This is a genomic window from Asticcacaulis sp. AC460, assembly GCF_000495795.1.
Classification (GTDB): Bacteria; Pseudomonadota; Alphaproteobacteria; order Caulobacterales; family Caulobacteraceae; genus Asticcacaulis.
The window spans coordinates 1-11,455 of the sequence record NZ_AWGD01000024.1 but is presented as its reverse complement, the minus strand read 5'-3'; the positions used below and the strand labels follow the sequence as shown (position 1 = coordinate 11,455).

Genomic DNA, 11,455 nt, shown 5'->3' with positions numbered 1-11,455 from the left:
GATAGTTAATTCCCGACTTCGTGAACGCCGCCGCCGGTCTGGCCGCGATGGCGCAGGAAGGCATCCAGCAGCACGCAACTCACCATGGCCTCGGCCACCGGCACGGCGCGGATTCCGACGCAGGGATCGTGGCGGCCCTTGGTCATCAGTTCGACTTCCTGGCCTGTGACATCAATGCTCTCGCGCTTGGTCAGGATGGAGGAGGTGGGCTTCAATGCCATGCGCGCCACGACAGGCTGGCCGGTCGAAATGCCGCCCAGGACGCCGCCGGCATGGTTGGATTTGAACACCGGCTTGCCGTCGACCATGCGCATTTCGTCGGCATTGTCTTCGCCGGACAGCATGGCAGCCTCAAAGCCTTCGCCGATCTCGACGCCCTTGACGGCATTGATGGTCATCAGGGCTGCGGCCAGTTCGGAGTCGAGCTTGGCATAGAGCGGCGCCCCCCAGCCGGCGGGGACGCCGTCGGCCACGACTTCGACCACGGCGCCGATGCTGGAGCCAGCCTTGCGGATGCCATCGAGATATTCCTCCCAGGCCGGCACGGAAGCGGCGTCGGGCGAGAAGAACGGATTTTCGGCGGTCTGCGCCCAGTCCCAGTTGTCGCGGTCGACCTTGTGGATACCCAGTTGCACCAGGGCGCCGCGGACTTCGATACCGCCCACCAGGGTCTGCAGGACCTTCAGCGCCACGGCGCCGGCGGCGACCCGGGCGGCGGTTTCACGCGCTGACGACCGTCCGCCACCGCGATAATCGCGCACGCCGTACTTGGCGAAATAGGTGTAGTCGGCGTGGCCGGGCCGAAACTGGCGGGCGATGTCGCCATAGTCCTTGGAGCGCTGGTCGGTGTTTTCGATCAATATTGAAATCGGCGTGCCGGTGGTGACGCCTTCGAAGACGCCGGACAGGATCTTGGCTTCGTCGGCTTCGTGGCGCTGGGTGACGAAGCGCGAGCCCCCGGGCTTGCGCCGGTCCATGGCCCACTGGATGTCGTCTTCGGACAAGGGGATACCTGGCGGGCAGCCGTCGATCACGCAGCCCAGGGCCGGGCCGTGGCTTTCGCCCCAGGTGGTGACACGAAACAGATGACCGAAGGTATTGTGCGACATGGATTTTCTACCTGAAACTCGAGATCGCTTTAGCGGCATTCACTTCTGGCCGCAATTTTTTTAGTTCGTCTAAAGCGGCCATAAGCCCCATATCTGCCGGACTGGTTACGTGAGAAATCATCATGCTTAAGGCGCTCGGTAAAATTCCTTTGTGGCTCAAGACCTTGGTGGCCTTCGCCGCAGGCGTAGCCGTCGCTTTGGCCTGGGGCGAGGCCGCCTTGCCGGTGTTGAAGCCGATCGGTGACACCTTCGTGCGGGCCATCAAGATGTTGGTCGCGCCCCTGGTCTTCTTCACCATCGCGGCGTCGGTGGCGCGTCTGGCGCATGGCGAGGATGCGACCGGTGGGGGCAGGGCGGTTCGGCTCGGCATCTACACCGTCGTCTGGTTTATGGTCACGTCGGTGATCGCCGTGTCGATCGGCCTTGCCATCGGCTGGTATTTCCAGCCGGGCTCCGGTTTGACCGGCTTACCCTTGGCGCAGGTCACGCCCAAGGTCATCCCGCCGGCGGTGGAGGTGATTACCGGCATCGTGCCGTCGAACATCTTCAAGAGCTTTGCTGAAGGCCAGGTTCTGAGTATCGTCTTCTTTGCTGTTCTGATAGGTGCGGCAATCGGCGCTTTGGGTAATAAAACCAAAGAGTTGGGTGTACTGGTTGAACAGGGTTCTCAGGTCATGTTCCGCCTGACTCGCTGGATTATCCAACTGACGCCGATCGGCGTGTTCGGCCTGATCGGGTCCGTGGTGGCCTCCTATGGTCTGGACGCTCTGCGGCCACTGTTGCCTTACATTGGCCTGGTCTATCTCGGCTGTTTCGTTCTCTTGCTGGTCGTGTATCCCCTTCTGCTGAAGGTGCACGGCCTACGGGTGAGCGGGTTCTACAAGAGCATCTTCACGGCCCAGCAGACGGCCTTCTTTACGTGCTCGTCGATCGGGACCCTGCCGGTGTCGCTGGAGGCGGCGATCGACAAGCTGAAACTTCAAAAGGGCTATGCCGGGTTTGCCCTGCCCTTGGGCGCCAATATGAAGATGGATGCCTGCGGGGCGATCTATCCGGCGATCTCGGCGATCTTCATCGCCAACTATTTCGGGATCGTCCTGACACAGCAACACTATGTCATCATTGCCCTGGCCAGCGTGTTGGGATCTTTGGCGACGGCCGGGGTGCCGGGCGTGGCGACGGTGATGCTGACGGTGACCTTGTCGGCGGCCGGTTTGCCGCTGGAAGGGATTGCGCTGCTGGCGGCGATCGACCGGATCCTGGACATGATGCGGACGGCGACGAACGTTACCAGTCAACTGTTGTGCGCAACCCTGGTGAGCCGGGAGAACGGTCTGATTGAGGCGGAATCACCCTTGCTGACTCCGACCAAACCATAGCAACCGCAATGGCTTGACCTTACCTTCTCCCGCCCCGTTCTTCACGGGGAGGGGGGACCGCGAAGCGGTGGGAGGGGCTTTACCCTCCACGGAACAGCTTTTCCGTATCCGGACTTCGAGCGAAAATCTAACTGCCCGTCGTCAACGCCCGTTTCTGTATGCCGCTCTTGTCAAAATTCTCCGGCTGCAACCACGCTTCCAGCCGCTCGCGCACGGCGGGCCATTCCTCGACGATCACAGAATACCACGCCGTATCCCGCCGCCGGCCCTTGGTGACAACGGCATTGCGGAAGACGCCCTCAAAAACAAACCCCAGCCGCTCGGCAGCCCGCTTCGACGGCGCATTCAACTGATCGCATTTCCACTCATAGCGCCGGTAGCCGCCCTCGAAGGCATGCCGCATCATCAGGTACATGGCCTCGGTCGCGGCCGTCGTCCTTTGCAGTAACGGCGAAAACGTCAAGCCGCCAATCTCCACCGACCCGCTGCCCTCATCATAACGCATGAAACTAGCCAGCCCCACCGGGCCATCCGCTGTCACGATGACGAAGGTCTGGAATCCACGATGGTCCATATAGTCCCGCACCATGGCGTCGATCTCACCCGCCGATCCGAAAGGCCCCCAGGTCAGATAGCTGAACAGCCCGCCGTCGCCCTTCGCATAGGCCGCCAGCAAACCCTCCGAAAACTCAACCGCATACGGCACGACCCGGCACGTCCGCCCCGCCAACACCACATCGGGCAATCGTTGACAGCCTGCCCAATCCGGCACCGCCTTGCCGATCGGGTTGCCGAACCCATCCTCGCGAATCCCAAGCGATGGACTGAAGACGTCCGGCGACATTACGAGGCCCACTTCATCCTGAACTCGTTCAAGGCTTCGCGATAGGATGGTACCCGGTTCATCATCGCCTCCAGCCGCACATGCAGGTTCCCGGCGCCATGCTTCCCGCTGGCCGGCAAGCCCAGGCCCGTCAGACACAGGCTCGAACCCCGCGGCGCATCCTTCTCAATCGCCACGTCGCGCGGGCCATGCGGCGTCTCGATCGTCGCCAGCCCGCCTATGGCGAAGATCCGTGCTTCGATATAGGCCGTCATCCACAGGTCGTCGCCCCATACCCGAATGCCGTCGGGCGCATCGATATGGATGCGGAACACCTGCTCGGCGCGCACACCTTCGGTCGGCACCCGCACCAGGTCGCCGTTCCGCAATCCCGCCGGCAAGGCCACCCGCAGGGTCTTCATCTGGGTCAGCGAGGTCAGTTCCTCATGCGCCGCCGATACCTCCAACGCCGGCACATCCTTTAACGCCACGCCACCCGCCACAGCCTGGTTCAGGCTGATATCCAACCTGATCGGTTCGTCGAGGTGCGCGTTAAGATTGGTTAATAATTCCGTGTGTTCATGCGCGTTCTTGCTGTCCGACATCAACAGCTCGCGCGCCAGGATCAGCCGCCGCAACAATGCATCGGTCCCGCCATGAATATCCGGGTGCGCCGCCTTCAACCGTGTCCGAAACGCCGTCCGGACATCATCGTCATTGACCTCGCCTTCAAGCCCCAACGCGACCAGCGCCTCGGCGCGGGTGGTCGGCTCTTCGATGGTTTCGACGACGGGCTTGGGTTGCTTCTTCGCTCGGGCCATGACGCTCTCTTGAGGCTATGGCCGAGTTATGCGGCAAAAAGTCTTAATGTGCCGTTAGCCATGTTTTTTAACTGCGCACACCCGCGGTAGCCGCTATAGGGCAGGGCAGGAGAGCCACCATGTCGTCACCCCTGATCCCTGCCTCGCCATCCGAAGCCGACTACGCCGATGCCCATGCCGCCCACGGCGCCGAGATCGATGCCGCCGAGCCCTATTTCCTGTTCGCGGAGTGGCTAAAGGACGCCCGCGCCAAGGAACCCAACGACGCCAACGCCATGGCCGTAGCCACGGTTGACGAGGACGGCCTGCCGGACGTGCGCATGGTGCTGCTGAAGGACTTCGACGCCGACGGTTTTGTCTTCTACACCAACACCCAAAGCGCCAAGGGGCAACAGTTGACGGCCCACCCCAAGGCGGCCCTGCTGTTCCACTGGAAGTCCCTGCGCCGTCAGGTCCGTATCCGCGGCGAGGTCACCCGCGTTACCGATGCCGAAGCCGACATCTACTTTGCCTCACGCGCCCGCCCCAGCCAGATCGGCGCCTGGGCCTCGGATCAGTCCCGGCCCCTGCCGGACCGCTTCGCACTGGAAAAGCGGGTGGCCGAATACGGCCTGAAGTTCGGCCTGGGCAAGATCGACCGCCCGCCGCACTGGACCGGTTTCCGCGTCACCCCCAGCCAGATCGAATTCTGGCGCGACCGTCCGTTCCGCTTGCACGACCGGGTGCGGTTCGTCCGCACATCCACCGGCTGGACCCGCGAGAAGCTATACCCTTGACGTGTCAGGCTCGACCCTTCTTATCCTCCACCGCTTGCGGGGGAGGTGCTGAGCAAGCGAGCCTTCTTCAGGCGAAGCGCGTCGAAGCGGAGGGGGAGCCGGGAACTCGGATCTACTTTAATTTGGGACGACCTGCCTGCCGAAGTACACTACCACTCCGCCGGATCGCTCTGATAATACGGCCGTATATCTGTCACCGTCATGCCGGCGCGGTGAGCGGCCTCGATGCCCTGGTCGCTGTCCTCGAAGACATGGCACAACCCTGGCGCTACCCTCAGATTCGTCGCCGCCTTCAAAAACAGATCCGGCGCCGGTTTGCCGACGCCCGTATCTTCGATGGTCACGATCGACTCGAAGAAATCCGTCAACCCGATGGCGCCCAGTGACGCCATCACCATCGGCCGCTGCGCCGCCGAGGCCACAGCCAGTTTCAGTCGGCCATGATGCAGCCGGACGAGGTTCTCCGAAAACGGGATCGCCCGGATGGCCGCCGCATGACCCAGGAACATGGCCGGCGTCCGCACCCGCAGATCCTCATCATCCACCGGCATGCCGGTTTCTTCGGTCAGCGCCGCCAGCAATTGTCGCCGCGACAACCCCAAACGCGCCGCATAGAAGGCGGCGGTCATCTCGACCTTGTAGGGAACCAGAGCCTCACGAAAGGTGCGATAATGGGCGGCGAAGGTGTCGGCCAGGGTGCCGTCGCAATCGAAGATCAGCGCCTGCACCTCAGACCGCAGCACGGGGGGCGCGGGAAGGGACATGGCCGGTTCCTTGGCCCGTCCACCCCAAGGGGTCAAGCGCTTCCTGTTGCCAAGCCTCGAAAAACGTCCTACCCGAAGGCCATGTCGCTCAGCCAAGTCCTCTACCACCTGAAAGAAGGCGCCGACCAGGTCATCGAAACCTCGTGCGCCGTCGTCATCCTGAAAGGCGCCAAGGCCTACAAGGTCAAGAAGTCGGTCGACTACGGCTTCCTCGACTTTACCTCCGCCGAAAAGCGCCGCTCGGCCCTGCTGCGTGAACTGCGCTACAATCAACGCATGGCCGCCGACATCTATCTCGGCGTCGAGGAAATTGCCGGCGAAAGCGTCCTGGTCATGCGCCGCTTCGACACGAAGGGCGTTCTGGGCGAACAGAGCGCGCAAGATCCGGCCTGGACGCCCGATCTCGACCTGATGCACAATCTGGGGCGCATGGTTGGTCGCTTCCACGCCGGTTCCGAGATCTGCCGCGATCCCCAGCACGACAACAACATCAAATACGTCATCGATTCCAACAAGCGCAACATCGACGTCTTCCGCAAACAGCTGGGCGGAGACGCGGTCGACGCCTACGACGCCGCTATCCAGGCCGCCTATGCCGCCGTCGAAAGCGACGTCCTGAAACGCTTTACCGACGGCCATATCCGCCACTGCCACGGCGACCTGCACCTGGGCAATATCCTGGTCGAGAACGGCCAGCCGGTGCTGTTCGACTGCATCGAATTCAACGAACGCCTCAGCCAGATCGACGTCCTGTACGACCTGGGCTTCCTGCTGATGGACCTGTGGGTGAGGGGCCATGGCGACGCCGCCTCGCGCGTCCTCAATGTCTATCTCGAACAGGCCGCCCGCCTGGAGGACGATGTCCAAAGCGTCTATGCCGGCCTGAAGCTCCTGCCGCTGTACCTGTCGGTCCGCGCCGGTGTGCGCTGTCACGTCAACGCCAACTATGGCGGGGAGGGGCACTACGCCATGGACAAGGCGCGCATGTACCTTGAGGCGGCCCACCGCTTCCTCGACATGACGCCGGCGACCTTCACGGCCGTCGGCGGCCTGTCCGGTTCGGGCAAGTCGACGCGGTCCCGCCAGATCGCGCCAGCCAGCGGCCGCGCGCCCGGCGCCGTCATCCTGCGCAGCGACGAAATCCGCAAACGCCTGTGGGCCTGCCCGGAATACGAGGCCCTCCCACGCGAAGCCTATACGCCGGATGAGAACCACCGCGTCTACGGCGAGATGTTCGCCCTGGCCGGCACGGTCGCGGCGACGGGCCAGTCGGTGATTCTCGACGCCACCTTCCGTGAGGTCACCTGGCGCGACAAGGCCCAGGCGCTCGCCGCTCAGGCGAATTTGCCGTTTGCCGGCATCTGGCTGGAGGTTTCGGCCTCCGATCGCGCGGCGCGTGTCGCTCTGCGGACCAAAGACGTGTCCGACGCCACGCCGGATATCGCCGAGCGACAGCAAGCCGTTGATCTCGCAACGATTTCATGGCAGATTGAACCCTAGCAAGATCGTCGCGGCGCCCTCATCCGGTCGTCAGTTGGCGGCGTATAAGGGGATACGCTATGGAATGCGTGATGTTGCGGCGGCAGCACGGTCAAAAAAATTTCGCTTTTTGAAGGTAAAGCGGTGACGCGGCCCGTTGACGGGCTAAGGTACGCGATCCGTTCCATCTGATACAACAACAGGGAAAACCCACGCGTGACGGAAGACATGCCGACATTGGACAAGCCCAAGGCCAAGAAAAAGGGTCTTGCCTTCGCCCATTTCGCCTTCATGGTGTCCCTGGTGACGCCGCTGTTTCTGCTGGGCGTGATGATGGCGTCCAACCTGGGCTATATCAGTTATGATCTTGGCTTCAGGGCGCTGACCCTGAACCTGGCGCCGAAAATGGCTCTGGGGGCCATGGCGGTGGCGGGGCTGTCCTTGTTGATTTCGCTGTTCATGGCGCCGGGGCGGCTCGGGCCGTGGGCGCTGGCGGCGGTGGTGATCACCGGCGGCGTGCTGGGAGGGTTCTGGTGGTACCAGAAGGCGCTGAAAGCCAACCCGCCGATCGGCGATGTCGCCACCAACTGGGAGCGCCCTGTCACCTTCTCGACCCGTCTCATCGAACAGCGCGGCCGTGATGCCCGGCCGATCGAAGACCTGCCGCGCGTGCCGCGCAACGAGTCGATGGACTGGGGCGGTAAGACCATCCCGGAAATCAACGCACTGACCTGTCCACGCGCCCGCACCATCACCAAGAAGGAAGGCGTGACCGCCGAAAAAGTCGTCGCTATGCTGAAGGCGAACAACTATGTGGTGACCGGTTCCGCCGACTGGCGTGTCGAAGCGACCTATCAGGACCCGTTCTACGGCTTCAAGTCGGATGTCGTGATTCGTCTGGATCCGAACGGGATCGATATCCGCAGCGTCGGCCGTTACCCTATGCCGGACCTGGGCGCCAATTGCCGTCGGGTGGTCGATCTTATTCACAAGATCGAAGCCCTCTGACCATCCGCGTGGCTTAACTTTTGCTTAACCTTTGCCATACGTGCAGAGGTGAGACATGGCCGGCGACATCGCCCTTTATATATCAAAGCGTTCACAACGTGGCCTGGCGGCGATGATGTGTCTGTTTCTGGCACACCTTGCCGTAGCCAGCTGCACACCTGAACCGGTGGCCCCCATGGCTGCGCGCGTTGCAGTGCGGCACTGAGTCTTTTGGATGGGACGACAGGTGCGTGTATCAGCGTTTTGACACGCTGGAACGGCCCGCTTTGAAGGGGAGGGGATGTGGCGACAATTCCCTTTTTCGCACGCCGGTTATGGCCCTTGCGCGGCGCAGATGTGGCGGCTTTGTGCCCGTTTGGAGCCGATTGGGGCCGTCTCTGAGAGATATCCACAGGAATGATTTCATCAGCTTGATCTCAATACGGGGTGAAATTTTTCTCTCCTGCTCCGTGTGCCTTACGCAACCGCAGGTGTGAGGCCTTTATTGTAATTTTAAGATTTTTTGTCGTATTTCTTCTAAATGGTGTAGGAATGCCCCGTGGAAAAATCGCCCCTTGTGTCCGACAAATCCTTCCCTAAGGGAAGGTTGCGCCTGTGACTTTATTGAAACAGGTTTCAATTGATATAGACAAAAATGTGTCGCGTGATTGACGGATTCACGACAGGGGTCTTTAAGTTTATTAACAGCGTGTAATGCTGGAAACTGCGGTGGGTGCGCCTACACCCTCATGTAACCCGGAGAAACAAGAGTGAAACATAAATCTTTGCGATCTGGCCTGATGGCTACGACGACAATTTGCGGTGCAGTATTGTCGACGATGGCTGGCGTGGCTGTGGTGGCAGGGGTCGCGGCGCTGCCGACGACCGCCTTTGCCCAGGACTATACGTCGGGTGTGTTCACCGGTGATGTTGTTGATGGTAGCGGTAAGCCGGTCGTCGGCGCCACGGTGACGATCGTCTCCAACCAGACCGGCATCTCCCGTTCGACCACGACCTCCAGCACTGGTACCTTCAGCTTCAGCAACCTGCCGATCGGCGACTATGACGTGATGGTCGAAGCTTCGGGCTACTCTTCGGAGTCGGCCAAGCAGATCGTCATCGAAGCTTCGAAGCAAACCAACTATGAATTTGCGCTGGCCTCCAGCACGGCCAGTTCGTCTGACGTCATCGTTCGCGGCGCCCGCCGCAAGCTGGCCTTCTCCACGGCGACCACGGGTGTCGTTCTGGATGTCGAAAAGCTGACCCGTGATGTGCCGGTCGGCCGCAACCTGACCTCGCTGGTGCTGATGGCGCCGGGTACCGTCAAGGGCGACGCCGCGTTTGGTAACCTGGCTTCGGTCGGCGGTTCGTCGGTCGCTGAAAACGCCTATTACCTCAACGGTATGAACATCACCGACTTCAACAACTATCTCGGTTCGTCGTCGGTTCCGTTCGAATTCTTCAAGTCGGTCGAAGTCAAGGAAGGCGGCCAGCCGGCCGAATTCGGTCGTGCGACGGGCGGTATCGTCAACGCCGTTACCAAGTCCGGTACCAACGAATTCAAGGGCGCTGTTCGTCTGAACTGGACGCCGAACGGCATGTTCAGCGATGCCCCGAACACCATCGGTTCGGCCAACCAGTTCGATAAGTCGCAGTCGGCCGATATCGTGGTCGAACTGGGCGGTCCGATCTGGAAGGATCACCTCTACGCCTACGGCCTGGTCCAGCGCGTCGAAGGGTCCGACTGGAACGGTGACTTCGCCGGCGGCATGCGCGAAGACATCAACAACAACAACTTCTATGGTTTGAAGTTGGATGGTTACATCAATCCTGACCATCACCTGGAACTCACCTATTTCGACACGTCGCGCGATATCGTCAGCAACTACTATGCCTACGACAGCGGCTCGGCGTTCGTCTGTAGCCCGGGTCTGGTTACGCAGGGCCAGTGCACGAACGATCAGGTCAATGACGAAATCTACAATGTTGGCACCGGTGCGATTGGCGCCCTGGGCAACGTCGATAACCAGCATTTCGGCGCCCCCAGCTATGTGCTGAAGTATACCGGCAAGCTGACTGACTGGCTCACGATTTCGGCGGCCAGCGGCGTCAACCAGGACGTTTCGGAGTCGGATGGCGGCACCCTGAAGTTGATTCAGGACGCCAACGCGGGTAACGCCTTCAACCTGTTCGGTCTCGGCAACACCTTCGGCAACGCCCAGCGCAACAGCATCTCCGACGGCACCCAAACGACGGAACGCAAGTTCACCCGCGCTGACGCCGACATACTGTTCAGCTTCTGGGGCGACCACCACGTCCGCCTCGGTTGGGAAAAGGAAGAAAACAGCCTTGTCCACTTCGCGACCCGCACGGGTCCGGGTAACAGCCTGGGCAATCCTTACTCGCTGATCTACCGCCGCTGCGGCACCTCGGTCCGCTGCTCCACCGGCACCGGCAACAGCGTCGCCCACCTGGGCGCGAACAGCCTCTATGTTGAACTGAACTACTATAACTCGGGCGGTGAGTTCCATTCCGAGAATATCGGCTACTACATCCAGGACGAATGGAAGGTTAACAAGAACCTGACCCTGAGCCTGGGCCTGCGTTCGGATGACTTCAACAACTTCACCGGCGACGGTTCGCAGTTCATCAACATGGACGGCAACCTGGGCCCGCGTCTCGGCTTCTCCTATGACCCGACGGGTGAAGGCAAGCAACGTATCTTCGGTTCGTACGGCGTCTACTATCTGCCGGTCGCCGCCAACACGGCCTTCCGTCAGGCTGGCTCGGAATACTACTTCCGCGAATACTGGACCTATTCGGGCCTGAACGCTGACAAGACCCCGATCCTCGGCACCCAGCTCACGGGCTGGACCGGTGCGGGCGCCTGTCCGTTCCCGGTCACCTCGGGTTCGGCGGCTGCGGGTACCTCGGGCTGTAACGTCACCGGCGACGGCACGATCCACGATCCGACGTCGGCCATCGACCAGAACCTGAGCGCCACCAAGGAAGAAGAGTTCATCCTGGGCTACGAATTCCGTCTCGGCGACTACTGGAACCTGGGCGTCACCTACCTGAACCGCTCGCTGAAGACCAACGCGGAAGACGTCGCCATCGACGCCGCCGTCAACGCCTACTGCGCGGCCGAAGGCATCACCGGTTGCTCCAGCACCTGGTCGGGCTTCTCGCAATACACCATCATCAACCCGGGCAAGGAAGCGACGATCGTCCTGTACGCTCCGGTCGATGGCGAGACCACCCTGCGTACCGTCACCTTCTCGGCGGAAGACCTCGGCTATCCGGCCGCCAAGCGCAGC

General features: G+C 61.5%; 9 protein-coding genes. 5 read left to right on the top strand and 4 right to left on the bottom strand.

Features of this window, described 5'->3' with window-relative positions:
* Positions 1-5: 5 nt before the first annotated feature.
* Positions 6-1,109, bottom strand: a complete 1,104-nt coding sequence (gene aroC / locus ABAC460_RS38240; protein WP_023454012.1) for a chorismate synthase — start codon at positions 1,107-1,109, stop codon at positions 6-8.
* A 122-nt stretch (positions 1,110-1,231) separates the two neighbouring features.
* On the opposite strand from aroC, the gene ABAC460_RS38235 reads away from it, so the two are divergent.
* Positions 1,232-2,488 carry a dicarboxylate/amino acid:cation symporter gene (locus tag ABAC460_RS38235; protein ID WP_023454011.1) on the top strand — a complete coding sequence of 419 codons (1,257 nt, stop codon included), beginning with the start codon at positions 1,232-1,234 and terminating at the stop codon, positions 2,486-2,488.
* Between the two features lie 127 nt (positions 2,489-2,615).
* Here ABAC460_RS38235 and ABAC460_RS38230 read toward each other — a convergent pair whose 3' ends face one another.
* Complete coding sequence (locus ABAC460_RS38230) at positions 2,616-3,332, bottom strand: GNAT family N-acetyltransferase (protein ID WP_023454010.1); 717 nt, start codon at positions 3,330-3,332, stop codon at positions 2,616-2,618.
* Positions 3,332-4,132 carry a DnaJ C-terminal domain-containing protein gene (locus ABAC460_RS38225; RefSeq protein ID WP_023454009.1) on the bottom strand — a complete coding sequence of 267 codons (801 nt, stop codon included), beginning with the start codon at positions 4,130-4,132 and terminating at the stop codon, positions 3,332-3,334. The genes ABAC460_RS38230 and ABAC460_RS38225 overlap by 1 nt, the downstream gene beginning before the upstream one ends.
* Positions 4,133-4,251: 119 nt before the next feature.
* On the opposite strand from ABAC460_RS38225, the gene pdxH reads away from it, so the two are divergent.
* Positions 4,252-4,908 (top strand): pyridoxamine 5'-phosphate oxidase, encoded by a 657-nt coding sequence (pdxH, locus tag ABAC460_RS38220; protein ID WP_023454008.1) that lies wholly within the window; start codon positions 4,252-4,254, stop codon positions 4,906-4,908.
* A gap of 149 nt (positions 4,909-5,057) precedes the next feature.
* Here pdxH and ABAC460_RS38215 read toward each other — a convergent pair whose 3' ends face one another.
* On the bottom strand, positions 5,058-5,672 hold the full coding sequence (locus tag ABAC460_RS38215; RefSeq protein WP_023454007.1) for an HAD family hydrolase: 615 nt from the start codon (positions 5,670-5,672) through the stop codon (positions 5,058-5,060).
* 81 nt (positions 5,673-5,753) lie between these two features.
* Between ABAC460_RS38215 and ABAC460_RS38210 the strand changes: the two genes are divergently transcribed.
* The 3 genes from ABAC460_RS38210 to ABAC460_RS38200 form a co-directional block, all read left to right on the top strand.
* On the top strand, positions 5,754-7,172 hold the full coding sequence (locus ABAC460_RS38210; protein WP_023454006.1) for a bifunctional aminoglycoside phosphotransferase/ATP-binding protein: 1,419 nt from the start codon (positions 5,754-5,756) through the stop codon (positions 7,170-7,172).
* A 207-nt stretch (positions 7,173-7,379) separates the two neighbouring features.
* Positions 7,380-8,159, top strand: coding sequence for a DUF1499 domain-containing protein (locus tag ABAC460_RS38205; protein WP_023454005.1), 780 nt, complete (start codon positions 7,380-7,382; stop codon positions 8,157-8,159).
* A 749-nt stretch (positions 8,160-8,908) separates the two neighbouring features.
* Positions 8,909-11,455: TonB-dependent receptor (locus ABAC460_RS38200; protein WP_155914658.1), on the top strand; the 2,547-nt coding region annotated here is incomplete at its 3' end.

Coding starts and splice junctions, on each gene's coding strand:
- aroC (WP_023454012.1), bottom strand. CDS start 1,109: ATGTCGCACAATACCTTCGGTCATCTGTTTCGTGTCACCACCTGGGGC.
- ABAC460_RS38235 (WP_023454011.1), top strand. CDS start 1,232: ATGCTTAAGGCGCTCGGTAAAATTCCTTTGTGGCTCAAGACCTTGGTG.
- ABAC460_RS38230 (WP_023454010.1), bottom strand. CDS start 3,332: ATGTCGCCGGACGTCTTCAGTCCATCGCTTGGGATTCGCGAGGATGGG.
- ABAC460_RS38225 (WP_023454009.1), bottom strand. CDS start 4,132: ATGGCCCGAGCGAAGAAGCAACCCAAGCCCGTCGTCGAAACCATCGAA.
- pdxH (WP_023454008.1), top strand. CDS start 4,252: ATGTCGTCACCCCTGATCCCTGCCTCGCCATCCGAAGCCGACTACGCC.
- ABAC460_RS38215 (WP_023454007.1), bottom strand. CDS start 5,672: ATGTCCCTTCCCGCGCCCCCCGTGCTGCGGTCTGAGGTGCAGGCGCTG.
- ABAC460_RS38210 (WP_023454006.1), top strand. CDS start 5,754: ATGTCGCTCAGCCAAGTCCTCTACCACCTGAAAGAAGGCGCCGACCAG.
- ABAC460_RS38205 (WP_023454005.1), top strand. CDS start 7,380: ATGCCGACATTGGACAAGCCCAAGGCCAAGAAAAAGGGTCTTGCCTTC.